The sequence below is a fragment of the Mesorhizobium sp. B2-4-7 genome (genome assembly GCF_006442685.1).
In the GTDB taxonomy this organism is placed as follows: Bacteria; Pseudomonadota; Alphaproteobacteria; order Rhizobiales; family Rhizobiaceae; genus Mesorhizobium.
Genome location: NZ_VFVH01000014.1, coordinates 74,109 through 99,565 on the forward strand (window position 1 = coordinate 74,109; position 25,457 = coordinate 99,565).

Consider the following 25,457-nt stretch of genomic DNA (forward strand, 5'->3'; position numbering starts at 1 on the left):
CATGAACATCAAACATCCCTTCCTTGTCGAGCTTCTGACGGCGCTGGCGCTCGTCCTGGCGCCGTTCGTGCTGCCCCATCTCGGCTTTTCGCCCAGCACGATCAATCGTATCCTTATATGGGGCCTGTTCGGGATCGGCTTCGACATCCTGTTCGGCTACACGGGATTGCTGTCGTTCGGCCAGTCGGCCTTCTACGGTACTGGCGGGATGTTCGCCGCCTATCTCCTGACTGAAACCGGCTTCTCCTATGTCATGGCTGCCATCGTCATGGGCGCCGTCGTGTCGGGTGTCGTCGGCTATGTGATCGGCCTGATCGCCCTGAGACGCACCGGCATCTATTTCGCCATGATCACGGTGGCCATCGCCGAAGTCTTCTTCTTTGTCGAGTTCAATCCGCTCTCGGCATTCACGGGCGGCGAGAACGGCTTGCCTGGCGTGCCAACCCCGGTCATCAACCTCGGCTTCACGGTGCTCGAATTCAACACCGACTGGACGATGTATACCTTCCTGGCGTTCTGGTATTTCGTCGGCATTGTCGTCGCACTTCGCATCGTGCGCTCGCCGGTTGGCGCGATCCTTTCGGCGATCCGCGACAATCCGCTCCGCGCCGCGGCGCTCGGCCACGACATACACGGCTACAAGCTCACGGCCTTCGTGATTGCGGCGATCTATGCCGGCTTTGCCGGCGGCCTGTTGGGCGTCATGCAGGGCTTCATGCCGCCGGACGCTTTCATGTTCGACACGTCCGGCCAGGTCGTGATGCAGACGGCGATCGGCGGTGCCGGCACACTGTTCGGGCCGCTGGTGGGCGCGACGGTGTGGCTGTATCTGAGCGACTTTTTCCAGAACACATTGCATCTCGGCGCCACATGGAAGTTGGTGCTCGGCATCGTTTTCGTGCTGCTGGTCTGCTTCCTGCGGCGCGGCATCGTCGGTGCGATCGTCGATCTCTATGGGTTGACCGGCGGCCGCAAGCGCATCGAACGGGCCAATACCGCGGTCGAGAGTGCGCCGCACGTCGTGACGGTCGTCGAACCGATGCCGGCGCGCCGGCATGGCACTGCGCCAGCATCCGGACCGATCCTGCAGGTGCAGGGCCTAACCAAACGCTATGGCGGCATCACAGCCAACAGCGACATCGACTTCAGTGTCGATCATGGGGAGATAAGGGGCATCATTGGACCCAACGGCGCGGGCAAGACCACGTTCTTCAAGATGCTCACCTGCGAGATCGCGCCGACCTCCGGCCGCATCATGCTGGCCGGCCGCGACATTACGGGCATGGGCGTGTCCGAGGTGTGCCAGCTCGGGCTCACCAAGAGCTACCAGATCAACCAGTTGTTCGACCGCCTGACGGTGCGGCGGAACCTGATGATTGCCGCGCTGGGCGAGGCGCGTGGAAAGTTCCGGCTTGACCTGTTCAAGAGTATCCACAGCGTTCCCGGTCTCAATGAGCAGGTCGAGCGAACGGCGGCGCTGGTGAACCTTACGGCGCGGCTCGAGCGGCCCGTTTCGGAACTGGCCTATGGCGAGAAGCGGCGGCTGGAAATCGGGCTTGCGCTGGCGACGTCGCCGAGCCTGCTCCTGCTTGACGAGCCGCTTGCCGGCATGAGCCCGCGCGAGCGCGTCGAGACCGTGGCGCTGCTCAAGTCAATCGCGCGTGGACGCACGATGATCATCATCGACCACGACATGGATTCCCTCTTCGAGCTGGTCGAGAAAGTGACCGTCCTGCAGGAGGGCAGGGTACTGGTCGAAGGTATGCCCGGTGCGATCAAGACCAACGCAAAGGTGCAGGAAGCCTACCTCGGCGGGGTACATGGAGAGGTGGCATGAGCCTGCTCGAAGTCAGGGCGTTGAACAGCTATTATGGCGACAGTCACATTCTGTTCGACGTTGCATTGAGGGTCGAGAAAAACGAGGTCGTGGCGCTGCTCGGGCGCAACGGCGCGGGCAAGTCGACGACGCTGAAGAGCCTGATGGGCGTGGTGATACCCCGTGCCGGCTCGGTTGAGCTCGACGGAGTTGAGCTGGTGGGCAAGAAGGCGCACAGCATCGCTCGGGAAGGCATGCAGCTCGTGCACGAGAATCGGCGCATCTTCGGCAGCCTGAGCGTCGAGGAAAACATCATTCTGGCCGGATTGACCGCCGACGACCGGTGGCCGCTGGAACGCATCTACACGATGTTCCCACGGCTGAAGGAACGGCGCACCAGCCGTGGCACGGATCTCTCGGGTGGCGAACAGCAGATGTTGGCCATAGCCCGTGCATTGGTGCGCAACCCGAAGATCCTTCTGCTTGATGAACCCTTCGAAGGACTTGCTCCAGTCATTGTGCACGATCTGGTGCGCGCCTGCCGCGAACTGGCCCAGGCAGGGCAGACAATCGTGCTGGTGGAACAGAACATCGCCGCGACGCTGGCGCTCGCGAGCCGCGTTTATATCATCAACAACGGCCATATCGCCCACGAGGGCCCGGCCGCCGAGCTCAAGACACAGCCGGGGCTGCTGCAGCATCATCTCGGCGTCTAGGGGCGAGCAGCCGCGGATGGCGTTCGACTTCCGACCGCCTTCGGCCATCCGTGCTTCATGCCGGCGACTATCCAGGCCATCGCTTGCAGGACCGTATCGCCTTCTGGCGCCAGCCGCTGATCGCCGGAAATATCAGGACAGTCTCCAGGTTGGAGTCGGCCTGGATGATTGCCGACCTGCCATGTTGGAAAAGAGAGGTACCGTTCGATTTTCGAGGAATTTCAAGTCGAGCCGGCGGCGGCTTCGGCGGCAGTCGAGCAGATGATCGCGTGGAACCCGGAACGGATCGTGTCGACGCACGGTTGATGGTCTCCGGCGGTGCGGTGGCCGAACTGAGGCGGGCTTTCCGCCGGGTCCTGTAAAGAGCGTTTCGCCGGCTTGTGCACCGCAAGCGAGCGCTCTGATATTTGGCGCGAGGACACCGAGATGACTGAACGACCAGAGAGATATCGAAACGCGATTGTCCCTCACATCTATGTCAACGGGGCGTCGGATGGGATCGCGTTCTATGAGCGGGCATTCGGAGCGATGGAACTGTTCCGAATTGCCCACCCAGACGGCAAAATCATGCACGCCGAGATTTTGATCTGCGGAGCCGTGATCATGATCGGGGATCCGGACGAGAGACTATACGGCGAGCCGCGGACACTTGGTCGCTGCACAGCTGGCCTTCACATCTTCACTGATGATAACGCGACCTTGCTGCGGCGCGCGGTCAAGGCTGGCGCGGAAGAGATCAGCCACCCACGAATATGTTCTATGGCGCCAGTTCCGCCACCGTGCGCGATCCCTTCGGCCACGTCTGGGTGCTCCTGTCGTGGAGGGAGGACCTCGATCCGGCAGAGATGGAACGGCGCGGGAATGCGCTCCTGGCATAAAGAAGAAAACGCTGGCGACATGCTAAATGCGGCTGTTTCGCTGTGCGGCTCGTTAGTGAGAACCGGCTCGAAAAACCTCCGCGAGGCAGTGAGCTTCGCCCGAGCGGCGTCGCAGCATTCTCCACAGGACGTGAGAGGTGTGGGGCATCGAGATTGCTCCCGGATCTCTGAACCCGCAGCGTCAATCATTCAGATGCTTCGCGTCAGGGCATCGGCCTTTGCCGCTTTCCATTCCGCCGGCTCCGCCCTGCGCCATTCGGTTTCCCCTGCGGCGTGCCGAGCAGCACGCAAACGGCGATTTCATGAAGCGGTTGCGCGGCGCCTTGGACGACGTAGTCCAGGCTGGAGCGATCGGAGATCAGGGTCGGCAGGCGCAAGGTGCCGATCAATCCTTCCGCCTCGAAGCGGGAGCGTAGAAGTTCGTAGAGTCCGGCATTGCAGGTAAACGGGCCGGTGATGAACACCTTCTCGGGGAAAAGCAGCCTGCAGGCGTTCCCCAGCGCGCGCGCCATAAGATCGACGGCGACCCGGATTTCGGGAATATCCGTCAGCTCCATCGTCTCGATTTGGCTGGAGAGGAGTTCCTCCTCCCCTGAAGCCCACGGATATATCTCCCGTATGACCGGCAACAGGGCTGACAGCGAAGCTGCTGTTTCGAGACAGCCCCGGTTGCCGCATCCGCAGGGGCGATCCTTGAGCACGTTGAAACGCCAATGGCCGATTTCGCCGAAGGGGCCGCCCTGGCGCATCGGCGCATCGTCGCTGCCGCGATAGGCCAGGCCGATGCCCCAACCCCAATGAAGAATGAAGGCGCCTTCCAGTCGTTCCATGCCCGGCACGGCGTATCGGGCGCTCAATTCGACATCCAGTTGGCGAAACAGGAACACGCGCGGCGTGATGCCATCGAGCGCCTTGCCGACGTCGAAATCGCGAACGTTCGGCCATCGCGAGGTCAATATCCACGTCCGGGTCTTCACGTCCACGATGCCGGAAACGGCAACGGACGTTCCGACATGACGCATGCCAGACGGGCAGCTGCCGAGCAGACCGGCGACAAGGTCACGCATCGTCGCGGTCATGCGGGCCGAATCGGCGTCGGACGGAACATGGGCGGTTTGCCGGGCGAGGACACTTCCGCGGAAATCGACAAGGACGCCAACCAGTTCCTGGCTGGAAACAAGAAGGACGGTCGCGCCCGCGCAACCGGGGTTCAAAACGATTTGCGCCGGTGGGCGGCCACGGCCGCTCACCTGGCCGACGCTTTGCTCGATGATGCCCCTGCCGACGAGGTCGGCGATGGCGCGCGAGATCGCCATCGAGGTCATGTCCAACTCGGCGGCAAGTGCGGCGCGGGATTTGCCGCCGCCTTCGTGCAGGCTGGCGATGACGCGTGCGCAGTCGCGTTGGCGGGCGTCCTCGAAATCCGCGGTGTAGAGCGTCAACATGCCCGGATTCTTTTCCTTTCGCATTTCTGGATAACATTATTCAAAAATGGCTTGCAAGCGGTATCAAGCCGTGTACTCTCCGCGTAAGGAATCTTGGCGATCGGCCGCAACATGATTACTCCCGGTCTGGTCGACATGCAGGTCAATGGCTTCGCCGGCGTCGATTTCAACTCGGGGACCCTGACGGCGGCGGAACTCGACGAAGCGCTGGAGGCCCTCCTGGCGTGCGGCGTGACAGCGTGCCTGCCGACGATCATCACGGCAAGGCCGGACGAATTGTCGGCGCGGTTCAGCGCTCTCGACAAGGCTGTCTCCGAAAGCCGCCTCGGTCCCCTCATGTGCCCCGGCTATCATCTGGAAGGTCCGTTCCTCAATCCCGCCCCGGGTTATTCCGGATGCCATCCCGCCTCGGCGATGACCGCTGCGGATCCTGCGCTCATTGAGCGTCTGCAGTCGCTGCTCAAGCGCCCGATCCTTTTGACGACGCTGGCTCCCGAAGTGGAAGGTGGCATTGCTTTCATACGGGCCATGAACCGTCACAACATTCTTGTTTCGATCGGCCACTCGGCTTGCGGTTTTGAGCTCGTGGCGCAGGCCGCGGCGGCTGGCGCTGTCCTTTCCACCCATCTCGGCAACGGGCTGCCGCAAACCTTGCCGAAACTGGACAATACCCTGTTTGCCCAACTGGCCGAAGACCGTCTCGCCGCGACATTCATCGCCGACGGGATTCACGTTCCGCCAGGCGCGTTGAAATCGCTGGTCCGGGCAAAAGGGCTGGACCGGTCGGTCCTGGTTACCGATGCCGTTTCGGCGGCCGGTGCGCCGCACGGGTCTTACGAATTTGCCGGAATGCGGGTCGAGAGCCGCGCCGATGGCTCGGTCCGCGTTCCTGGCGGCATCGGGCTCGCCGGGTCGGCGCTGCGACTGGACGACGCCGTGCGCAACCTGGTGCGCTGGGGCATCGCCGGTTTCGCACAGGCTGTCGATATGGCCTCGGCAAATGTGATGGCGCTGCTGCAGCCGGTGCTGGACGCGCATGGCCTTCGCGTGCCCGCCAGCGAGATCGAGTGGGCGCCCGACATGACCATCACCCATGCGCGCGTCGGAGAAGAAGAACGCGAATACGACCGGCAAACGACAAAATGGGAAGGAAGACAACCATGACTGCTCGTGAACTCAAGGTGAATCGCCGCACCATCCTTGGCGGCATTGGCGGTACATTCCTCGCCGGCACGACGCGGGCCTGGGCGCAGTCACCCAAACTGCCGGCATCGCCGGTCGTCATTTCGGTGATGGACGTGGGCGGCGCGCTGGCGCTTTCGCAGCCGGCCTTCGAAAACTACGCCAAGAAATATCCCGAGCGCACCGAACGGATCGTCTTCACCAAGGCGCCGGTGACCGAGCTTGCCGGAAAGCTGCGCGCGCAGCAAGAAGCCAACCGCGTCGATATCGACATGGTGCTGACCGGGTCCGACGGTCTGGCGGCAGGCCTAGCCAACGGCACGTGGATCAAGATTCTGCCGGATTTCAACGACAAGTTCCCCAAAATCGAGGACAATTACGAACCCGCCGCACTGGCCCTGCACAAGAAGCAGGGCGCGGGATATGGCGTTGTCGTCAACTACTATCCTTCCGGCCCGCTGATCGAATACGCGCCTGAGCGGGTGAAGGAGGTTCCCGGCTCGGTCGAGGAGCTGCTAGCCTGGGCCAAGGCCAATCCGGGCCGCTTCATATATGCGCGGCCCACCAATTCCGGCCCTGGCCGTACATTCATGATGGGTCTCCCCTACCTGCTCGGCGACAAGGATCCGCAGGATCCCGTCGACGGCTGGGAGAAGACCTGGGCCTATCTGGCAGAGATCGGCCAGTATATCGACTATTATCCCGCGGGCACCGGCGTCACCATGAAGGAGTTCGGGGAAGGCAGCCGCGACATCATCATTTCGACCACGGGATGGGACATCAATCCGCGCGCCCTCGGCATCGTGCCGGAATCGGCAAGGATCGGCACGCTCAAGGGCTTCCATTGGGTTTCGGACGCCTTTTTCATGTGCGTTCCGAAAGGCATTTCCGACGACAAGCTCGCCGTGGTGCTTGATCTGATGGCATTTTTGCTTACGCCCGAAGCGCAGGCTTATTCCTACGATGAGGGCTATCTCTACCCCGGCCCGGCGGTGAAGAACGTGCCTGTCTCCATGGCGCCGCAGCACAGCCAGGACATCGTCAAACGTTTCGGCAGGGACGAGTATGCCAGCCTCATCGCCGACAACCCGATCGAACTGCCGCTGCCGCCGGAAAAGATGATCGCCGCCTTCCGAAAGTGGGACGAATTGGTCGGCGCAAAGAAATCCTGATGCTTCGCCAAAGGCCGGCCGCGTCGAGGGGCTGGCGCTAGGATAGTGCAGCATGCCAGGCACCGGCCTGACGCGGCCTGTCCGCGACGGGACCTTCAGCGTAGCGGGGCGTCATTTGTGTTGCATTCGATACTAATAGACTAATATATCATTCGTCTGGGAGAGCCGGGATGAAAGTGCGGAGATGCCGCTCTTTCAAGGAGATAAATGAGGAGGACGACGATGTTCACGATTTCACGCCGCCAGGCGCTCGGCGGATTGGCCGGGTTTGCAGCGCTGCCCTTTGGCAGGTCATTCGCCGACGAGCTTGCCCTGCCCACTTCGCCGGTGGCGCTCAACATCATTGATGTCGCGGGCAATCTGCAGCTTACCCAGGCGGCAATCGAGAAATTCGGCAAGGAAAATCCGGGGCTCGTCTCCAAGATCACGTTCTCGCGCGCGCCGTCCCCCGAACTGCCGGCCAAGCTCGCCGCGCAGCAGGCGGCCAACCGGGTCGACATCGACCTGGTGCTGACGGGGCCGGGTGCCATGTCGGACGGCATCACCCAGGGCCTGTGGATCGACGTGTGGACGAAATACCCCACTGTGCTGCCCAAGGCTGAGGACGTCTATCTCGACAGCGCCTTGATGATGCAGAAGAACTTCGGCCAGAACGAAGGCGTCGCCGTCGTCTATTCGCCGTCGGGCCCACTCTTCGAATATGCGCCGGACAGGGTCAAGACCATCCCCAGGAACACCGACGAACTGCTGGCGTGGGTGAAGGCCAATCCCGGCAAATTCTGCTATGCGCGGCCGGTCAATTCGGGACCGGGCTGGACCTTCCTGATGGCCATGCCCTACATCCTCGGCGACAAGAATCCTTCCGATCCCATCAATGGCTGGGAGAAGACCTGGGCCTATCTGAAGGCGCTGGATGAAGGCATCGATTACTATCCCTCCGGCACCACGGTGACGATGAAGGAGCTGGCCGAGGGCACCCGCGACATGATCGTTTCCACCTTCGGCTGGGACATCAACCCGCGTGTGTTGGGCATCGTGCCGAAGGAGATCGAGACGTTTGCGCTCGAAGGCACGCATTGGGTGCCCGATACGCAGTTCATGTGCATTCCCAAGGGCGTCGCGGAGGAAAAGGTCGCGGTTCTGGTCAAGCTCATGGCCTTCATGCTCGAACCCGCGCAGCAGGCCTATACCTACGACAAGGGCTATTTCTATCCCGGTCCGGCGGTCAAGGGGGTACCACTCAGCGCCGCGCCGCAGGAAAGCCAGGACGCCATCGCAGAGTTCGGCCGCCCACAATATGAAGAGCTGATCAGGAAGTTCCCGGTCGAAGCGCCGTTAAAGCCGGAAGCACTGGTCGCCGCCTTCGAGAAATGGGACCGCGAGGTCGGTGCCAACAAGATGAAATAGCGGACCAATGCGATTTGCCGTGATCGGCATCGATCATCGTCACGTCTATGACCTGATCGGTGGGCTTCTGGATGCCGGCGCCGAGTGCGCCGGCTACGATCCCGCGACGACCGATCCCAAGGTTGCCGCCGGCATCGCCGAGCGTTTTCCACGGATCGCGCCGGTCGAACGACGGCGCCTGATCGAGGATCCCGCCATCGACCTCGTCGTTACCGCGGCTGTCCCCTCCGACCGGGCCGCCATTGCCGTCGAGGCCATGTGGCATGGCAAGGACGTGCTTGCGGACAAGCCCGGCCTGACCACGTTCGAGCAGCTTGCCGCCGTGCGGCAGACCGTGCGTGAGACGGGACGCATCTTTTCGATCTGCTTTTCGGAGCGCCTCCTGACCCGAGCCTCGACGCTGGCGACGCAACTGGCGATGGACGGCGCCATCGGCGAGGTCATCCATGTGACGGGCCTGGGGCCGCACCGGCTCAACCGTGCGCTACGCCCGGCGTGGTTTTTCGATCCCGTGAATTACGGCGGCATCCTGGTCGATATCGCCTCGCACCAAATTGATCAGTTCCTGTTCTATACTGGCTGCGCCGACGCGAATGTCGTTTCAAGTGCGGTCGGCCATTTTGGCGCTCCTGACATTCCAGCATTCCAGGATTTCGGCGACATCCTCCTGCGGGGAGACAAAGCGAGCGGCTATATCCGCGTCGACTGGTTCACCGCCGACGGGCTGCCGACCTGGGGGGATGGACGGCTCATCCTGCTCGGCACCAAGGGCACGATCGAACTTAGGAAATATGTCGACATAGCCGGCAAACCTGGCACGGACCACGTATTCCTCGTCGATGGCCAGGGCACGCGCCATTTCGATGCGTCGGGCGAAAAGATATCCTATTTCGAGCGCCTGCTTGCCGACATGTGCGAGCGTACCGAAACGGCGATGACGCAGGAGCATGTCTTCACGGTCTGCCGGCTGGCGCTCGAGGCGCAGGCGGCGGCGGTCGTCGTGACGGGGCAGGAAAGGAACGCGCGATGAGCAGGCTACGTGTCGCCATGATCGGCTTGGGTCCGGCGGCGTTGCCGCATGCGAAGAGCCTCGTCGATCTTGCTGGCAGGATCGAGGTGAAATGGGCGGCCAGCCGCAGCCAGGCGACGGCAGAAGCCTTTGCCGACCAGTTTTCCTTTCCCGTGACGACCGATATTGCGGCCGCGATTGCCGATCCCGAGGTTCAGGCGGTGCTGGTGCTGACGCCGGCCAACGCACATCTGGCGGTGGCCGAACTGGCCCTTGCCGCCGGCAAGCACGTGCTTGTCGAAAAGCCGCTCGAAACGACGCTGGCGCGCGCCGAGAAGCTGGTCACGCTGGCCCGCGGGGCCGGCCTGCGCCTCGGCGTCGTCCTGCAGCACCGTTTCCGGCCGGCCAGCCTGCGGCTGCGCCAGGTGCTGGCTTCCGGCGCCATCGGCACGGTGGAGGCGGCCAGCCTTCGGGTTCCGTGGTGGCGGCCGCAGGCCTACTACGACACCGGCGGCCGCGGCAGCTTCGCGCGGGACGGGGGCGGCGTGCTGTTGTCGCAGGCCATCCACGCCATCGACCTTTTCCGCTCTCTGCTGGGAGAGATCGAGGTGGTGGCTTCGCAGGTGCGGACGACCGGCCTGCACCGGATGGAGGCTGAGGATTACGTCACCGCCCTGATGCGGCTCGGCAACGGCTCACCGGCCTCGCTGCTCGCCACTACGGCGGCCTATCCGGGCTCGCCTGAAACCATGGAGCTTGTCGGCTCGCTCGGCACGGCCACGCTGACCGGCGGTGCGCTGAGAGTCGACTGGCTCGACGGGCGCGAAGAGCGCGTCGAGGCGGAGGGGAAGACAGGCAGCGGCGCAGCCATCATGGACTTCTCCCATGACGCGCATCGTGCGCTGATTGACGATTTCGCCGATGCGATTTCGCAAGACCGCGATCCGGTCGTGACGGGTGAGGAGGCGCTCCAGACACAGCGCTTGATCGCAGCTCTCATCCGTGCGGATCCGGCCAGCAACCAACCCGTATAAGAGCGCTTCCTTCGAACCTCGAACGCTCCAGGATTCCTGGAGAGAGTGGCTTTCCGCCGCCATCATGCGGCGGAAAGAAAAGCCTGTTTCAGGCGGAGGCGGGCTGCTGCTTTGCCCGCGCTACAATCTGCGTCGGATTGACGAAGCGCAATGCGATCAGCAGCCAGACCAGCGTCGTTATCATATACACCACCGCCATCGCGTCGATCGACTGCACCGCGCGAACGCCCGAGGCGAAGACCGAATAGTACAGCGCCACGACGAGCGTCTGGCTGGTCGGCCCGGCTGTCAGGAAGGTCAGTTCGAACATGCCGATGGTACGCACCAGCACCAGCAGCAGCGCCGCCAAGATGCCCGGCATCAGCATCGGCAGCAGAACATGGAGAAAGAGCTGGAACGTGTTGGCGCCGAAGACACGCGCGGCCGCCTCGATCTTGGGATCGATCTGCTCGATGAAGGGGATCATCACCAGGATGACGAAAGGAACCGTCGGCACGAGATTGGCCAGCACCACGCCCCAGAAGGTGCCACCGACCCCCGATTGGTAGAGCACGGTAGCCAGCGGAATGCCGAAGGTGATCGGCGGGACCAGAAGCGGCAGCAGGAACAGAAGCATGACCAGCTTCTTGCCGGGAAAATCGCGCCGCGCCAGCGCATAGGCCGCCGTCACGCCGAGCAGGCCTGAAAGCGCGACCACGGTGAAGGCGATCTGGAAGGTTACGATCAGGATATCGTGGAGCTGGAATTCCGCCCAGGCGGCGAAATACCAGCGGGTGGTGAAGCCGGCAGGAATCCATGTGCCCAGCCAACGCGTGCCGAAGGACGACAGGATGACCGTGGCAATCATCGCCGCGAGGTTGAGTACGAAGAAACCCACCACCACCCAGATGGCGGTGATCCAGAGCTTGGCAGCGATGGTTGTGTCGCGGATCATGTCAGCCCTTTCCGCCTGCGGTGCTGCCACGATAGAACAGGTTGCGCAGCATCAGGATGGCGACGACGATGACCAACTGCACACCGGCCATGATCATCGCGATTGCCGAGGCCATCGAGTAGTCATATTGCTCGAAGGCGGCCTGGTAGGCTGCAATCGAGATGACCCGGGTCGGCCCGGCCGGCGCACCGAGCAGAACCGCCGACGGAAAGACGGCGAAGGCCTGTACGAATGAAAGCAGGAAGGCGATGGCCAGGCCGGGGATCAGCAGCGGCAGGAACACATAGCGGAACCGCTGCCAGGAGCGCGCGCCGTGGGTCGCCGCTGCCTGTTCCAGTGCCGGATCGATGCCTGTCACATAGGAAAGCGTCAAAAGGAACGTGAACGGGAAACCGGTGATGATCAGCGACGCGAAAACACCCCAGTAATTGTTGGTGAGTTTCACGGGACTGCTGATGACGCCGAACAACATCAGCGTGCGGCTGAACCAACCCTGCGGTCCCAGATAGTTGAGCAGGCCTTCCGCCACCAGCACCGTGCCGAGCGTTACCGGCAGCACGAGGATGGTGGTCAGCATACGCTGGTGCGTCATCAGGCGAACGCGAAAGGCGATGGGCAGCGCCAGCGCCAGGCTGATAACGGTGACCGGCACCGCCAGCCACAGAGTTGTGGCAATGGTGTTGTAAAGGAACGGGTCGGAGAAGAAACGCTGGTAGTTGGCGAGGAGCCCCCCTTCCTTCGGCTGGAAAGACAGGAGCAGGCCGTAGACAAAGGGATAGACGAAGATCGCCAGCGTAAACAAGGCGGCCGGAAGCACCAGAAGGGTGACGCCGTCGATCCCGTGCAAGGCCAGCCGCTGGCGCAGGGAAGGAGAGGGCGTATGATCGAGCGTCGACATCGCCGTCCTCAGGCCGCGTAGATCAGGGCGTGGGCAGAATCGATCAAGAGCGAAACCGTGTTCCCGACCGACGCGGCCTGGCTGGCATGGAAGATCAGCTCGAGGCCGCCCTCGGTGCGTGCCGTGCCGACGAATTCCCGGCCGCGATACTCGATGGTTTCGACCTTCGCATCAAGCGTCCCGATGCCCTTGTCGCTCACGGTGACATCGTCCGGCCTGGCGGCGATCACGGCTTGCGCGCCAACCGCGAGATCGTCGCGCAGCCTGCCCGAAAGGCTGACGCGGCCGACTTCGACCATGGCAATGTCGCCGTCGCGCCGGGTGACCTTGCCGGTTAGCCGGTTGCGGTAACCCATGAATTCGGCGACGTCGAGATGATCCGGGCTCTCATAGAGGTCCCGCGGAGCGCCGACCTGCCGGATTCGGCCATCGCGCAGCACGACTATGCGGTCGGCAAGCGACAAGGCCTCGTCCTGGTCATGCGTCACATAAAGGGTGGTGGCCCCGAGCTGGTTGTGGATGCGCCGGATTTCCGCACGCATCTCGATGCGCAATTTCGCGTCGAGGTTGGAGAGCGGCTCGTCCATCAGCACCAGCGGCGGCTCGATGACGATGGCGCGGGCGATGGCCACCCGCTGCTGCTGACCGCCTGACAGTTGACCCGGCAGCTTGTGGCCCTGCGTTTCCAGCCGCACCAGCCCCAGCGCCTCGTCGACGCGTTGCGTGATCTCGGCCTTGGGCGTGCCGCGCATCTTCAGGCCGAAGCCGATATTGGCTTTGACGGTCATATGCGGGAACAGCGCATAGTTCTGGAAGACCATGCCGAAGCCGCGGTCTTCCGGCTTAAGCTGGTCGATGCGCTTGTCGTCGAGATAGATGCTGCCGCCCGTGGTGGAAAGCAGTCCGGCGATGCAGTTCAGTGCGGTCGACTTGCCGCAGCCCGAAGGTCCGAGCAGGGCGATGAATTCCCCCTTGCGCACGGTCAGCGAAACGTCACTCAGCGCGCTCATACTGCCGAATTTTCGACTCATATGATCGAGGCGGAGTTCGTCGAATTTCGACGAGGCGAGCAGCATCCGTTCGTAGCCCCATTGTTGTAGGCGAACCGGGCGGCATGCCCGGTTCCTATTATGCGCTGACAATCAAAGGTTTGTCATTTCGCGGTGGCGGCGACCTGTTCGTCCCAGATTCGGAATGCCGTGACCATCGAAGCTGGCTCCAGCGGCAGTTCGATCGGGTTGTTGGCGATCAGGTCGGCATATTCGGTGCGGCCGAATTCGGCGATCGCATCCTGGCTTTCCTGCGGCGCCATGTCGAGGGTGACATCCTTGACCGCCGGGCCCGGATAGAAATAGCCCTCGTCATAGGTATAGGCCTGCTGCTTAGGCGTCAGCAGGAATGCCATCAGGTCCTTGAGCACGGCCAGTTTTTCGTCGCTGACCCCTTTCGGCACGCACATGTAATGGGCGTCGGCGACCCAATGGAAGCCTTTCAGCGCCCCAACCTTGGCTTCCTTCGGCACGACGCCGAGAACGCGCGGGTTGATGTCCCAGCCAGTCGTCGACACCGTCATGTCGCGCGTGCCTTCGCCGAGTTCCTTCATCAGCGCACCGGTGCCGGTCGGATAATATTCGATGTATTTGTGCAGTTCCTTAAGATAGGCCCAGGTCTTGTCCCAGCCCTTGACCGGATCCTTCGGATCGCTGTCGCCGAGCAGATAGGGAAGACCCATCAAGAAGGTGCGGCCGGGGCCGGAATTGGCCGGGCGCGCATAGAGGAACCGGTTCGGGTTCTCCTTGGCCCACGCCAGAAGCTCCTCCGCCGTGGTCGGCACCGTCTTGACCTTGTCGGGCATGTATTCGAGCAGCGGCCCGGACGGGTAGTAGGTGACGACGACGCCGTGGTCCTTGGCCAGCGTCTGCATCCGCGCTGCCGGCTCCTGATAGATATCGGCCAGCTTCGGCAAGGCGCCCGAATCGTCAGGAAGCAGCTTGACCCACAGGTCCATCTCGAGGCCTGCCGACAGCGCATCCGTTCCGGTAAGCACGATGTCGATATCGACGCGGTTCGCCGCCTGCTGCGCCTTGATCTTGCCGGGAAGCTCGGGGGCGGGCGCCTTGGTGAAGACGATGTTCGAGATCAGTTCCGGCTTGGCCGTCTTGTAATTCTCGATCGCCTTCTGGGTTAGCGCCAGATTGCCGGCGACATCGACGATATTGATGGTGACGGGCGCGGTCGGCAGCTTGGCGGTCTGGGCAAACGCGCGCGCAACCGGAAGCGCCGCCATGCCGGCTAATCCGCCGACCGCCTGTCGCCGAGTGATCTTGATCATCTTCATCTCCTCCGCTGGTCCTGTCTTGTCCGGCAGGATTTCAATTTTGATATATTAATCTACCAGTCATCAAAAACAACCGCTTTCTGCTCCGTGCATGAACCGCTGCGCCAATCATGCCACGGTGGCTGCGGCGCCGTCGTTCAAAAGATCGGTCAATACGGTTCCCAGGCTTGCGAAATGGGCTCGGCCGGGAGATCGGTGCCGAGGACCTGCTTCAGCCGCAGGAAGACGGCGGCCAGTTGGGCAGCCAAGCCGATCTTTGCGGTCCGCGCGCCCGATCCCGGCCGGCAGGTCACCCAGGTCCGATTGGAAAGCCGCTGCGCCATGGTCAGAGCCTATAGGCTTTCTTGGCCAGGCGGTAGGCGAGATCGTGCGCCACTTCCTGCGCCTCGTCCTCGTCGAGCCGGTGGTCAGTCACCAATTCCGCGAGAAAATTGCAGTCGACGCGGCGCGCCATGTCGTGCCGCGCGGGGATCGAACAGAAGGCACGGGTGTCGTCGTTGAAGCCCACCGTGTTATAGAAGCCGGCTGTCTCCGTGGTAAGCTTGCGAAACCGGTACATGCCTTCGGGGCTGTCGAAAAACCACCAGGGCGGGCCGAGGCGCAGCGCCGGATAATGCCCGGCAAGCGGCGCAAGCTCGCGCCCATAGGCCGTCTCGTCCAGTGTGAACAGGATCAATGTCAGGCGCGTGTCGTTGCCGAACGCGTCGAGGAGCGGCTTGAGGTCGTGGACATAATCGGTGCCGGTGGGAATGTCTGCGCCCTTGTCGAAGCCGAACTCGGCGAAAATCTGCGGGTTGTGGTTGCGGAAAGAGCCGGGATGGATTTGCATGACCAGGCCGTCCTCGACGCTCATGCGCGCCATTTCGGTCAGCATTTGTGCGCGGAACAGGTCCGCATCCTCGGGCGAGACATCGGCCTTCAACACCCGGTCGAACAGAGCCGTTGCTTCCGCCTTCGACAGGTCGGCGGTGCGGGCATTCGGATGGCCGTGGTCGGTGGACGTCGCGCCGCGCTGCTTGAAATATGCACGGCGGATTCGGTGCGCCTCAAGATAGCCGGGATAGCTGGCCGGCGTTCCGGCCAACGCCAGGAACCGCTCCACCTCGGCATGGAAACCCTTGCGCGAAGGGTCGACGACGGCGTCTGGCCGGTAGGCTGGCACAACCCGGGCGTCCCATCCGGAAGCCTTGATCGCATCATGCGCGGCAAGCGCATCGGTGGCGGCGTCCGTCGTTGAGATGGCTTCGATGTTGAAACGCTTGTAGAGCGCGCGCGGGCGCATCTCCGGCCGCTCGAGCTGTTCGGCGATGCGGTCATAAAGAAGGTCGGCATTCTTCGCGCCGAGCCGCTCTTCGATTCCGAAGACCGTTGCCAGCGAATGCTCGAACCACAGCCGTGTCGGCGTGCCGCGGAAAAGGGCGTAGTTCTCGGCGAAGCGGCGCCAGATCTTGCGGGGATCGGTTTCGATCGGGCCCCCATCCAGTCGTGGGACGCCGAAATCTTCCATGCGCATTCCCTGGGAATAGAACATGCGCAAAATGTAGTGGTCGGGCTTGACGAACAGCGTGGCCGGATCCGGGAATGGCAGGTCATACGCATACCAACCCGGCTCGGTATGGCCATGCGGGGAGATGATCGGCAAGGCACGCACGCCTTCATAGAGGCGCCTGGCGATGGAACGGACGGTAGGGTCAGGCGAAAAAAGCCTGTCGGGATGGAGCGGCATTGCAAAATCCTTGCGGTCGAGCCGCGAAAGCGGCGTTCGGAAGGGAGGGGCGATTGAATGCGCGCGATCATAATTTGGGATGAAGCGGCGTTCCGATATTGGCGAACAGTAAGGAATAATATATTAATATGCAACTGATTGAAGATCGGGGATCGAGAAATGACATCAGCAAAGGCGCATGCGGGCATTGCGGGCTCCGACCGCGACGCCGCCCCCGTTCGAACGAAGATGCGTCGGCCGGGCATCGTGCGTACGACGGCTGCGTCCGCAGTATACCGCGAACTGCACGAGGCGATCGTATCCATGCAGCTTAAGCCCGGCAACGCCTTGAATGAAAAGGTGCTGACCGAGCGTTTCGGTGTCAGCCGCACGCCGGTGCGCGAGGCGTTGATTCGTCTGGTCGAAGACGGGCTGGTCAATATCTATCCTCAGTCGGGAACCTTCGTCGCGCCGATACCGATCTCGCTCATTCCCGAAGCCGTCGTCATCCGTAAGGCGCTGGAAGGCGCCACGGTCGAAAAGGCCGCGCAATGCGCAAACGGCAACGATGTGGGAAAGCTCGACGACATATTGGCGCGGCAGCGGTTCCTTGCCGAACGACAGGACATGAACGGCTTTCACGAGGCCGACGAGGCCTTTCACGAGGCGATTGCCCGAATAGCCAGCTATTCCGGCATCTGGAACTATCTGAAGCCGGTCAAGGTGCAGATCGACCGGGCGCGACGCATGACGCTGCCCGCGCTCGGCCGCATGGACCATGTGATTGGCGAGCATACGGTCATCCGCAACGCTATAGGGGCGCATGACGTGAAGGCTGCCTGCGAGGCCATGCGAATCCACCTGGGCGCTGTCATTCCCGATGTCGAGCAACTGCGCGACGCCTACCCCGACTGGTTTATTTGAGCCGACCAGCCCTGAAATAGTTGGAGAAATGACGAATGCGCGAGGCATGGAGATGGTTTGGGCCGGATGCGGGGGTTCCGCTCGATGCCGTGCGTCAGGCCGGCGCCACCGATATCGTATCGGCGTTGCACGAAGTCCCGATCGGGCGTGCCTGGACGAAGGCGGAGGTGGCGACGCGCAAGGCGATGATCGAGGATACGCCGTCCGACCGCTCGCCGCTTGTCTGGTCGGTCGTTGAAAGCATACCGGTCCCCGACGCTGTCAAGCGTCACGGCGGCGAGGCGAAAGCCGAGATCGAGGCCTGGATCGCCAGCATGGAAGCGGTTGCGGCCAACGGCATCCATATCATCTGTTTCAATTTCATGCCCCTGGTGGACTGGACCCGCACCGATCTCGATTACGAACTGCCAAGCGGCGCGACCGCGATGCGTTTCGACCAGGACCGGTTTGCAGCCTTCGACCTCCACATCCTGCAGCGCAGGGGAGCCGAAGCCGATTATTCGAACGAGGACCGCGAGCGGGCGAAAGCTGTTTTCGAGGCGATGAGCGAAGAGGAGGCCGCGACCCTCGTCGCCAACATCGCCAGTGCGCTGCCGGGCTCGACCACGGAGCCGCTGACGGTCCCGCAGTTTCGCGACCGGCTGGCGCGTTATGCGGGCATCGATGCCGCCCGGCTGCGCCACCATCTCACCGAATTCCTGGCGGCGATCGCGCCCGCCGCAGAGAGCAGCGGCGTCCGGCTTGCGCTGCATCCGGACGATCCGCCCCGCTCGCTCTTTGGTCTGCCGCGGGTGGCCTCGACCGCCGCCGACTACAACGCGCTCTTCGAGGCAGTTCCGTCGCCGGCCGTCGGCATGTGCTTTTGCACCGGAAGCCTTGGCGTGCGCGCCGACAACGATCTTCCGGCGATGGCGAAGCACTTCGCGTCGCGCATCCCCTTCGCACATTTGCGGGCGACCAAGCGCGAAGGCGATGGCCGCACCTTCCATGAAGCGGCGCATCTGGACGGCGACGTGGACATGGTTGCGGTACTGCGCGAATTGTTGGCCGAAGACGGCAAACGGGAACCGCACGACACCATCGTCTTCCGCTCCGACCACGGCCACCGCATGCTGGATGATCTCACAAAAACGGTGAATCCCGGCTATCCGGCGATAGGTCGCCTGCGCGGTCTGGCGGAACTGCGCGGCGTGATCCACGCGCTCCAGTCGAAGGGTTGACAGCGCGGCAATGCCTACCGTGATCGGCGCGGCTTCGGTCCGCCTGCGCCGATCCTGCCCTATCCCTGGCGTCGGTCGGCATTAGGTCGGTTTCCGCCTGTGGAGGAGTGCCTCGGGGGACAGCCCGACTATCCGACCTGTTCTAGGCCAATCAATCCTTGACACGACTTCGTGCAAGCGCTTTCATGCAAGCGCTTGCATAGGGGCGCGCATGCCTGACCGAAAGCGGAACAATTCATCTTCAACACCGACGCTGAGCGAGGTGGCGGACGCTGCCAACGTCTCTTCGGCTACCGTTTCGCGTGCTTTCAGCCGGCCGGAACTTCTCAGTCGCGAGACGGTCGCGCGGGTTCACTCGGTCGCCGCGCGGCTCGGCTATGTCCCCAATCATGCCGCGCGCGCACTAAGCACCGGCCGGATGGGCAACATCGCGCTAATCGTGCCCGATATCACCAACCCGTTCTTCGCGGCGATGATGCGTGGGGGGCAGGCGACGGCCCGCGAATGTGGCTATGCGACGTTTATCGGCGATTCTGACGAGACGCCGGAAGTGGAAGACATTCTCCTGACCAAGCTGTCAGCGCAGGTAGAAGGTTTCATCATCGCCTCTTCGCGCCTGCACACGAAACAGATCCTTGAACATGCGCGGAGGCGGCCTTGCGTCCTCGTCAACCGCGACATTCCCGGCATGGTACGGCTTCTGGTCGATAGCGGGCCAAGCTATGGGCAGGCGCTGGAGCATCTGGTTTCGCTGGGCCATAGATCGATCGCCTATGTTGCCGGGCCGGCATTCTCCTGGTCGAACAGCCAGCGCTACGGCACCGTGACCAGGAGGGCCGCCGAGCTTGGGGTTGAGATCGTACGGGTTCCGACCTCGCGGCCAAGCTTCGAGGCCGGCCAGGCCTGCGTCGATGAACTCGTCCTGACGGGCGCGACCGCCGTACTCGCATTCGACGATGTCATGGCGCAAGGCATCATGGCCGGGCTTGCCGCGCGCGGCCTGTCGGTGCCGGGCGACTACAGCGTGATCGGCTGCGACGGCATACTGGCGCCGACCCTTTTCCCGCCCCTGACGTCCATCGCAACCCATTGCGCGGAGGCCGGCAGGCAGGCGGTCGAGCTTCTCGTCGCTATGCTGCAAGGCAAGCCGCTCGCTCACAAGCGCATCAATCTCGTCACCGAATTCGTCATCAGGGCGACAACCCAGGCCCCGTGCTCGCAGCGAGCCACGGCGGGGCTCGATCGACTTACAACCACGGAGTGATCATGCGAATTTACGTGAAACCGGACAAAAAGCTGCTGGGCGCCGCTGCCGCTGAACTGGGGGCGCAGTCGATCCGCGCCGCGATCGAGGCGCGCGGGGCGGCCAATATCGTCGTCGCCACCGGAGCCAGCCAGTTCGAGGTACTTGCCGCGCTGGTGGAGCGGGATGACATCGACTGGTCGCGCGTCACCGGCTTTCACCTCGATGAATATGTCGCCATGCCGGATACGCATCCGGCCAGTTTTCGGCGCTATCTCAAGGAGCGCTTCACCGCGTTGCTGCCGTCGCTCGGGGCCTTTCATTTCATCGACGGGGACGTGCCGGATCCAGGTGCCGAGGTGGCGCGCATCAATGCGTTGATTGCGCGTCACCCCATCGATGTGACCTTCGCGGGCATCGGCGAGAACGGCCACCTCGCCTTCAACGATCCGCCCGCGGACTTCGAGACGACCGCACCGTTCCACCTGGTAACGCTGGACGACCGCTGCCGCCGCCAGCAGTTCGGCGAAGGCTGGTTTCCGACGCTGGAAGACGTTCCGCACAGGGCGATCTCCATGACCGTCAACCAGATCATGAAAAGCGGTCTGATCGTGCTGGCGGTGCCGGACCGCCGCAAGGCCGAGGCGGTGCGCGATACGGTCGAAGCGCCGATCTCGCCGATGGTGCCGGCCGGTATCTTGCGCAGGCATGCCGACTGCCACCTGTTTCTCGATCCGCAATCGGCTGCTCTGCTTCGCGAAGTGCCGGACACCGTGGGCGAATAACCGTCCACGCAACCTAGAAAGGGAGGAGACACCAATGACAACCCGACGCAATGCCCTTCTAACGATCCTGGGTGCTGGCGTTGCCGCGGCGGCAAGGCCGGTTTTCGTGCTTGCCAAGGAGTTCCCGAAGCCGAAGGAACCGCTGGTCATCAATGTGGTCGACGTTGCCGGCGACCTGCAACTCAGCCAGCGGGCGCTTGAAAAGTTCGCCGAGACCCATCCGGAACTGATTTCGAAGTTCGTTTACACGCAGGCGCCCGCGCCCGAACTTGCCGCCAAGCTCAAGGCCCAGCAGGCGGCAGGCCGGTTGGACATCGATTTCGTGCTCACCGGTAACGACGCCCTTGCCGCGGGCATCGACCAGGGATTGTGGACCCAGATCCTGCCTGACTATGCCGATATGTTTCCCAAGCTCGACGAGCGCTACCTACCGGGCGCCTATGCCATGCAGCAGATGGCGAAGGGCCAAGCCTTCGTCGATAGCTGGTATCCGTCAGGCCCGCTCCTGGAATATGCGCCGGATCGGGTCAAGGACCTTCCTGGGACCGCTGAAGAGTTGCTTGCCTGGTGCAAGGCGCATCCGGGAAAGTTCATGTATGCGCGCCCGGCGAATTCCGGCCCCGGCCGAACCTTCGTCATGGGCCTTCCCTACCTGCTCGGCGACAAGGATCCGCTGGATCCTATCGACGGCTGGGAGAAGACCTGGGCCTATCTCAAGGAACTGAACGACTGCATCGACTATTATCCCTCCGGCACGACCGTCACCATGAAGGAACTGGGTGACGGCACGCGCGACATCATCGCCACGACCACCGGATGGGACATCAATCCGCGCTATCTCGGCATCGTTCCCGAAGACTACAAGATTGCGACCCTGAAGGGCTTCCACTGGGTCAGCGACGCCAACTATGTGGCTATCCCAAAGGGCGTTTCCGACGAAAAGCTCGGCGTTCTCCTGCAACTGATCGCCTTCATCCTGGAGCCAGAGCAGCAGGCATTCATGTACGATCACGGCTACATGTACCCCGGCCCGTCGATCAGGGACGTGCCGATAGAGATGGCGCCGCAGGACAGCCAGGACACGATCAAGCGTTTCGGCCGGCCCGAATATGCCGCGATGATCGCCGACAACCCGATCGAACCGCCGCTCGACGCCAAACCGCTGGTTGCCATGTTCGAGAAGTGGGACAAGGAGATCGGCGGGGCCAAAAACGCCAAATAGGGTATCTCCGCGCACGGCCATTCGACAGCGGTTTGTCCCCGCTGCCATGATGGCTAGGCCGCCTTAAACAATACCCCTGGTGGTCCGGGGAACCCGCCGGTCCGACCGAGATCGCGGTCGACTGGCCAAGGCCTTGGCCGGTCAAGGAATGGATGACTCGTCTGGCTATATGGCGGCCGCGATGCCATCCATCCTGATGCGAATGCGGCATCCGTTGCGGTACGGTGCCACATTCGACGCTCGCCCGCCTGCGCCGCCGACAGCGAGGATGCCTCCAATTGCGCTTGGTGCCGCCATTGGCCGGCACCTTGGAAATCGTCGAGGACGAGGGAAGCTTTCATCTGTCCCGAACGTTTATGAGAGTGTTTACCACCTCTCAGGGGCTGGTCCCGACCCGGTCGGGTTCGTAGTCACCGCCCGCGGTACACCAGCCTAAAGCTGTAGGCCGAGGAAAAGATGCCCGCTCAAGCTTTCATCAACCGGATTGCGGCAGCCGTTCCGGAGAATGGCGTTCACCGCTTCTTTCTTCAATTTGCCGGTTCCCAGCTGACGGCAGATCCCCGTCGCCGGGCGATCTTTGATCGCATGGCGGACAGATGCGGAATAGAGCATCGTTATTCGTGCTTTGCGCCCGCCGATGATCCTGAAGGCCCAAGTGTCGATTTGGAGGGTGTTTTCAAACGCGGCGCGTTTCCAGGCACGGCAAAGCGCATGGAGATGTTCGCGGCCACAGCGCCCGCTCTGGCTGAACAGGCCGTGGAGAAGCTCCTTCATGGTCAGGACAGGACCCGTATCACACATTTGATCGTCACCACCTGCACGGGGTTTTCCGCCCCCGGCCTGGATCTGGAAATAATTGCCCGGTGCAACCTGCCGACCTCCATCGAGCGCACAATCCTCGGCTTCATGGGTTGCTATGCAGCGATCAACGCACTCAAGCAGGCACGACACATCATCCGGTCGGAACCCGAGGCCCGGGTTCTGGTGGTCAGCATCGAACTCTGTACGCTTCACCTCAAGGAGACCTCCGACCTTGAAAAGCTGCTCTCGTTCTGCCTGTGGGGCGATGGCTGCTCGGCTGCGTCGGTAAGCGCCAGTCCTTTTGGCATAGGACTGGATAGTTTTCACGCGCTCGTCGATGGCGGCAGCCGCGACCTCATGACCTGGAACATACACGACGACGGTTTCGACATGATGTTGTCGGGAGAGGTTCCCGCCGCAATCCACCATGCACTCGGCACAGACATAGGCAGCATTCTGGGAAACAGGAGCGTTTCAGACGTCGACCTTTGGGCCGTCCACCCGGGCGGCCGCTCCGTTCTCGACGCAGTGGAGCGCGCGCTGAATCTCCGTTCCGATGCGTTGTCGACCTCCCGCGAGGTCCTTCGTGAAAACGGAAACATGTCCTCTGCTACCGTCATGTTCGTACTCGAGCGAATGCTGCGCGAGGCCACAAAGGAAGACCGTGTGGGTTGTGCCATGGCATTCGGACCTGGCCTGACGACCGAGACGATGATGTTCCACACAGCCGGCGATGCCTGAATGGTCAATGATCTCGACCATCGTCGGATCGAGCGGGAACTGCTCGACAATTTGCCTCCCGACGATCCAAGGGCCGTCGGTTCGCGGCGTGATCTCGCCTGGATAAACGCACTGATGTTTCAGAGCGCGATCATGGCCAGCCTGTTGAAGGCAAGCGTGCGCAAAAGCCCGACCAGATTTTTGGAAATTGGTTCCGGCGATGGAGCATTCATGCTTTCCGTCGCAAAGCGCCTCGCCCGGCGCTGGACAGATGTCGACCTGGTCATGCTTGACCAGTTCAACCTCATTTCGGACAGGCGGTTCGCTGATTTCTATGCACTTGGTTGGCGGGTCGAAACCATCATCGATGATGTCTTCGAATGGATCGAAAGCCCCCGAGCAGGCGCCTTCGATGTGGTATCGGCCAACTTGTTTCTGCACCATTTTCCGGACGCAGCCCTGAAACGCCTGTTTTTGGCGCTTCGCCCTCTGGCGCCAGTGTTTCTCGCCACCGAGCCGAGCCGAAACGCCATTGCCTTAAGAGCCTGCTCGCTTCTGCATATCATTGGCGCGAACGAGGTGACTTTGCACGATGCGCCGGCAAGCGTCCGCGCCGGTTTTGCGGGTCATGAGCTTTCCAGCCTATGGCCCCCGGATTTCAGGCGCCAGTGTGCAGAACGCAGAATTGGACCGTTTACCCATGCCTTCCTTGCCGTCGACCGCGCTTCGGAAGGTTTGCCATGATGTACGACGCCATCGTCATAGGCGCCGGGCCAAGTGGTTCTTCGGTGGCCTTGGCTTTGAGCGGCCAGGGGCGCGCCGTTGCTATCGTCGAGCGAAGTGAATTCCCGCGCCGCAAAGTTTGCGGGGAATTCATGTCCGCGGTCAATCTGGATCTATTGGATAGATTGGGCGGAGGCGCCGCTGTTCGCGCCAAAGCCGGTCCGGAGGTCAAGCGGGTTGCACTTTTTGCATCGGGTCCCGGCACGGATGCGGGCATGCCGCGGGCCGCGGGAGATGCATTTGGACGCGCGCTCGGGCGCGACGTTCTGGATGGCATGCTTTTGGATGCGGCTCGCGATGCCGGAGCCGACGTGTTCCAGCCTTGGCGGGCGGCGGAGATCACCACCGAGGGTGACAACGCTATGGTTCGGATCGAAAGCAAGCACGATCAGGGAGTTCTCGTTGCGCCGGTCGTTATTGCCGCGCATGGCTCGTGGGAACAAGGAAGGCTTCCGACGAACCTGCCGAAAACCAACGCGCCGCACGATCTTTTCGGATTCAAGGCTCATTTCACCGGCGCTGAGCTCGACCGCGACCTCATGCCCCTGCTGGCATTTCCGGGCGGCTATGGCGGCATGGTCTGGGCCGACCGGAACAGGATGTCGCTGTCGTGCTGCATGCGCCGCGACGTCTTGATCAGGCTACGCGAAAAAGGCAAGGTCTCGTCGGCAGCCCAAGCTGTTCATGCCCATATCCTTGCTTCGTGTCCCCGTGTCGCCTCCACGATCGTGAATGCCACGCTCGATGGCGAATGGCTCGCCGCAGGTCCCATACGGCCTGGCATTCGTCCACGTTTTGCCGACGACATATTTCGGGTGGGCAACCTCGCCGGTGAGTCCCATCCCATCATCGCTGAAGGCATTTCGATGGCCCTGCAGTCAGGCTGGTTGCTAGCCAACGAACTGGCCAGGTTCGGCCGTTGGGACCGGGCGGCGAGGATTGCTGTTGGCCGCCGCTATTCGAAGGTCTGGAACAGCCAATTTGCCACCCGCATTCGCGTGGCTGCCTTGTTGGCACGCCTTGCCTCCCATCCCATGTCCGCTGCCGCGATGAACACGTTCGTGAGCGGCTTCCCGAACAGCCTGACGTTGGGAGCCAGATTGACCGGCAAAACGAAAGCGCTGCCGATCGGGTGCGACTGAGAGGCTCAAGACTTTGTGCTCCAAGACGCTATAGCGGTCATGCACTCCGTCTTTCGATAGCCCCAGCCTTGCGATTCGACATG

23 protein-coding genes are annotated in these 25,457 nt (G+C 62.4%); 16 read left to right on the forward strand and 7 right to left on the reverse strand.

Annotated elements, in window-relative coordinates; all coding sequences use genetic code 11:
* The first annotated feature begins 1 nt into the window (after position 1).
* From FJ946_RS28235 to FJ946_RS28245, 3 genes are all read left to right on the forward strand, one after another.
* Positions 2–1,837 (forward strand): branched-chain amino acid ABC transporter ATP-binding protein/permease, encoded by a 1,836-nt coding sequence (locus tag FJ946_RS28235; RefSeq protein ID WP_140567248.1) that lies wholly within the window; start codon positions 2–4, stop codon positions 1,835–1,837.
* Positions 1,834–2,532, forward strand: a complete 699-nt coding sequence (locus FJ946_RS28240; protein WP_140567251.1) for an ABC transporter ATP-binding protein — start codon at positions 1,834–1,836, stop codon at positions 2,530–2,532. The genes FJ946_RS28235 and FJ946_RS28240 overlap by 4 nt, the downstream gene beginning before the upstream one ends.
* 83 nt (positions 2,533–2,615) lie before the next feature.
* The gene (locus FJ946_RS28245; RefSeq protein WP_140567254.1) at positions 2,616–2,894 is read left to right on the forward strand and encodes a hypothetical protein; all 279 of its coding nucleotides are present in this window, start codon (positions 2,616–2,618) and stop codon (positions 2,892–2,894) included.
* A 719-nt stretch (positions 2,895–3,613) separates the two neighbouring features.
* Here FJ946_RS28245 and FJ946_RS28250 read toward each other — a convergent pair.
* A complete protein-coding gene (locus FJ946_RS28250) occupies positions 3,614–4,855 on the reverse strand; it encodes an ROK family transcriptional regulator (RefSeq protein ID WP_181165372.1) in 1,242 nt (413 codons plus the stop codon).
* Positions 4,856–4,966: 111 nt separating this feature from the next.
* Here FJ946_RS28250 and FJ946_RS28255 point away from each other — a divergent pair, with 111 nt between their 5' ends.
* The 5 genes from FJ946_RS28255 (at position 4,967) to FJ946_RS28275 (ending at position 10,659) form a co-directional block, all read left to right on the forward strand.
* A complete protein-coding gene (locus tag FJ946_RS28255) occupies positions 4,967–6,019 on the forward strand; it encodes an N-acetylglucosamine-6-phosphate deacetylase (protein WP_140513463.1) in 1,053 nt (350 codons plus the stop codon).
* Entirely contained in the window at positions 6,016–7,209 is a 1,194-nt protein-coding gene (locus FJ946_RS28260) for an extracellular solute-binding protein (RefSeq protein WP_140567256.1), read from the forward strand. The genes FJ946_RS28255 and FJ946_RS28260 overlap by 4 nt, the downstream gene beginning before the upstream one ends.
* A 222-nt stretch (positions 7,210–7,431) precedes the next feature.
* Positions 7,432–8,616 carry an extracellular solute-binding protein gene (locus FJ946_RS28265; RefSeq protein WP_140513467.1) on the forward strand — a complete coding sequence of 395 codons (1,185 nt, stop codon included), beginning with the start codon at positions 7,432–7,434 and terminating at the stop codon, positions 8,614–8,616.
* Positions 8,617–8,623: 7 nt separating this feature from the next.
* Entirely contained in the window at positions 8,624–9,646 is a 1,023-nt protein-coding gene (locus FJ946_RS28270) for a Gfo/Idh/MocA family oxidoreductase (RefSeq protein WP_140498470.1), read from the forward strand.
* Positions 9,643–10,659, forward strand: coding sequence for a Gfo/Idh/MocA family oxidoreductase (locus FJ946_RS28275; RefSeq protein ID WP_140567259.1), 1,017 nt, complete (start codon positions 9,643–9,645; stop codon positions 10,657–10,659). The genes FJ946_RS28270 and FJ946_RS28275 overlap by 4 nt, the downstream gene beginning before the upstream one ends.
* A gap of 88 nt (positions 10,660–10,747) precedes the next feature.
* Here FJ946_RS28275 and FJ946_RS28280 read toward each other — a convergent pair whose 3' ends face one another.
* The 6 genes from FJ946_RS28280 to uxaC all read right to left on the reverse strand — a co-directional run bounded on the left by FJ946_RS28280 (position 10,748) and on the right by uxaC (position 16,555).
* Complete coding sequence (locus FJ946_RS28280; RefSeq protein ID WP_140498468.1) at positions 10,748–11,593, reverse strand: ABC transporter permease subunit; 846 nt, start codon at positions 11,591–11,593, stop codon at positions 10,748–10,750.
* A gap of 1 nt (position 11,594) precedes the next feature.
* Complete coding sequence (locus FJ946_RS28285; RefSeq protein ID WP_140525304.1) at positions 11,595–12,491, reverse strand: sugar ABC transporter permease; 897 nt, start codon at positions 12,489–12,491, stop codon at positions 11,595–11,597.
* A gap of 8 nt (positions 12,492–12,499) precedes the next feature.
* Positions 12,500–13,567 (reverse strand): ABC transporter ATP-binding protein, encoded by a 1,068-nt coding sequence (locus FJ946_RS28290; RefSeq protein WP_140567262.1) that lies wholly within the window; start codon positions 13,565–13,567, stop codon positions 12,500–12,502.
* 77 nt (positions 13,568–13,644) lie between these two features.
* Positions 13,645–14,820 (reverse strand): extracellular solute-binding protein, encoded by a 1,176-nt coding sequence (locus tag FJ946_RS28295; RefSeq protein WP_140567320.1) that lies wholly within the window; start codon positions 14,818–14,820, stop codon positions 13,645–13,647.
* 158 nt (positions 14,821–14,978) lie between these two features.
* Positions 14,979–15,152 (reverse strand): hypothetical protein, encoded by a 174-nt coding sequence (locus FJ946_RS30895; RefSeq protein ID WP_181167349.1) that lies wholly within the window; start codon positions 15,150–15,152, stop codon positions 14,979–14,981.
* 2 nt (positions 15,153–15,154) lie between these two features.
* Positions 15,155–16,555: a glucuronate isomerase gene (gene uxaC / locus FJ946_RS28300; protein ID WP_140732301.1), complete on the reverse strand. Its 1,401-nt coding sequence runs from the start codon at positions 16,553–16,555 to the stop codon at positions 15,155–15,157.
* Between the two features lie 228 nt (positions 16,556–16,783).
* Between uxaC and FJ946_RS28305 the strand changes: the two genes are divergently transcribed.
* The 8 genes from FJ946_RS28305 (at position 16,784) to FJ946_RS28340 (ending at position 25,374) form a co-directional block, all read left to right on the forward strand.
* Entirely contained in the window at positions 16,784–17,458 is a 675-nt protein-coding gene (locus tag FJ946_RS28305; RefSeq protein ID WP_140525328.1) for a GntR family transcriptional regulator, read from the forward strand.
* A 35-nt stretch (positions 17,459–17,493) separates the two neighbouring features.
* Positions 17,494–18,678: a mannonate dehydratase gene (uxuA, locus tag FJ946_RS28310; RefSeq protein ID WP_140625465.1), complete on the forward strand. Its 1,185-nt coding sequence runs from the start codon at positions 17,494–17,496 to the stop codon at positions 18,676–18,678.
* Between the two features lie 211 nt (positions 18,679–18,889).
* Positions 18,890–19,942, forward strand: coding sequence for a LacI family DNA-binding transcriptional regulator (locus FJ946_RS28315; RefSeq protein WP_140558017.1), 1,053 nt, complete (start codon positions 18,890–18,892; stop codon positions 19,940–19,942).
* Between the two features lie 2 nt (positions 19,943–19,944).
* Positions 19,945–20,706: a glucosamine-6-phosphate deaminase gene (locus FJ946_RS28320; protein ID WP_140498550.1), complete on the forward strand. Its 762-nt coding sequence runs from the start codon at positions 19,945–19,947 to the stop codon at positions 20,704–20,706.
* A 34-nt stretch (positions 20,707–20,740) separates the two neighbouring features.
* Positions 20,741–21,928: an extracellular solute-binding protein gene (locus FJ946_RS28325; protein ID WP_140525310.1), complete on the forward strand. Its 1,188-nt coding sequence runs from the start codon at positions 20,741–20,743 to the stop codon at positions 21,926–21,928.
* Positions 21,929–22,384: 456 nt separating this feature from the next.
* The gene (locus FJ946_RS28330; RefSeq protein WP_140567270.1) at positions 22,385–23,470 is read left to right on the forward strand and encodes a type III polyketide synthase; all 1,086 of its coding nucleotides are present in this window, start codon (positions 22,385–22,387) and stop codon (positions 23,468–23,470) included.
* On the forward strand, positions 23,471–24,193 hold the full coding sequence (locus FJ946_RS28335; protein ID WP_140567273.1) for a class I SAM-dependent methyltransferase: 723 nt from the start codon (positions 23,471–23,473) through the stop codon (positions 24,191–24,193).
* Positions 24,190–25,374 carry an FAD-dependent monooxygenase gene (locus tag FJ946_RS28340; RefSeq protein WP_140567275.1) on the forward strand — a complete coding sequence of 395 codons (1,185 nt, stop codon included), beginning with the start codon at positions 24,190–24,192 and terminating at the stop codon, positions 25,372–25,374. The genes FJ946_RS28335 and FJ946_RS28340 overlap by 4 nt, the downstream gene beginning before the upstream one ends.
* Positions 25,375–25,457 lie beyond the last annotated feature (83 nt).

Excerpts from the sequence above, each read along its gene's own strand:
- FJ946_RS28235 (WP_140567248.1), top strand. The coding sequence starts at position 2 with ATGAACATCAAACATCCCTTCCTTGTCGAGCTTCTGACGGCGCTGGCG.
- FJ946_RS28240 (WP_140567251.1), top strand. The coding sequence starts at position 1,834 with ATGAGCCTGCTCGAAGTCAGGGCGTTGAACAGCTATTATGGCGACAGT.
- FJ946_RS28250 (WP_181165372.1), bottom strand. The coding sequence starts at position 4,855 with ATGTTGACGCTCTACACCGCGGATTTCGAGGACGCCCGCCAACGCGAC.
- FJ946_RS28255 (WP_140513463.1), top strand. The coding sequence starts at position 4,967 with ATGATTACTCCCGGTCTGGTCGACATGCAGGTCAATGGCTTCGCCGGC.
- FJ946_RS28260 (WP_140567256.1), top strand. The coding sequence starts at position 6,016 with ATGACTGCTCGTGAACTCAAGGTGAATCGCCGCACCATCCTTGGCGGC.
- FJ946_RS28265 (WP_140513467.1), top strand. The coding sequence starts at position 7,432 with ATGTTCACGATTTCACGCCGCCAGGCGCTCGGCGGATTGGCCGGGTTT.
- FJ946_RS28270 (WP_140498470.1), top strand. The coding sequence starts at position 8,624 with ATGCGATTTGCCGTGATCGGCATCGATCATCGTCACGTCTATGACCTG.
- FJ946_RS28275 (WP_140567259.1), top strand. The coding sequence starts at position 9,643 with ATGAGCAGGCTACGTGTCGCCATGATCGGCTTGGGTCCGGCGGCGTTG.
- FJ946_RS28280 (WP_140498468.1), bottom strand. The coding sequence starts at position 11,593 with ATGATCCGCGACACAACCATCGCTGCCAAGCTCTGGATCACCGCCATC.
- FJ946_RS28285 (WP_140525304.1), bottom strand. The coding sequence starts at position 12,491 with ATGTCGACGCTCGATCATACGCCCTCTCCTTCCCTGCGCCAGCGGCTG.
- FJ946_RS28290 (WP_140567262.1), bottom strand. The coding sequence starts at position 13,567 with ATGCTGCTCGCCTCGTCGAAATTCGACGAACTCCGCCTCGATCATATG.
- FJ946_RS30895 (WP_181167349.1), bottom strand. The coding sequence starts at position 15,152 with ATGGCGCAGCGGCTTTCCAATCGGACCTGGGTGACCTGCCGGCCGGGA.
- uxaC (WP_140732301.1), bottom strand. The coding sequence starts at position 16,555 with ATGCCGCTCCATCCCGACAGGCTTTTTTCGCCTGACCCTACCGTCCGT.
- FJ946_RS28305 (WP_140525328.1), top strand. The coding sequence starts at position 16,784 with ATGCGTCGGCCGGGCATCGTGCGTACGACGGCTGCGTCCGCAGTATAC.
- uxuA (WP_140625465.1), top strand. The coding sequence starts at position 17,494 with ATGCGCGAGGCATGGAGATGGTTTGGGCCGGATGCGGGGGTTCCGCTC.
- FJ946_RS28315 (WP_140558017.1), top strand. The coding sequence starts at position 18,890 with ATGCCTGACCGAAAGCGGAACAATTCATCTTCAACACCGACGCTGAGC.
- FJ946_RS28320 (WP_140498550.1), top strand. The coding sequence starts at position 19,945 with ATGCGAATTTACGTGAAACCGGACAAAAAGCTGCTGGGCGCCGCTGCC.
- FJ946_RS28325 (WP_140525310.1), top strand. The coding sequence starts at position 20,741 with ATGACAACCCGACGCAATGCCCTTCTAACGATCCTGGGTGCTGGCGTT.
- FJ946_RS28330 (WP_140567270.1), top strand. The coding sequence starts at position 22,385 with ATGCCCGCTCAAGCTTTCATCAACCGGATTGCGGCAGCCGTTCCGGAG.
- FJ946_RS28335 (WP_140567273.1), top strand. The coding sequence starts at position 23,471 with ATGGTCAATGATCTCGACCATCGTCGGATCGAGCGGGAACTGCTCGAC.
- FJ946_RS28340 (WP_140567275.1), top strand. The coding sequence starts at position 24,190 with ATGATGTACGACGCCATCGTCATAGGCGCCGGGCCAAGTGGTTCTTCG.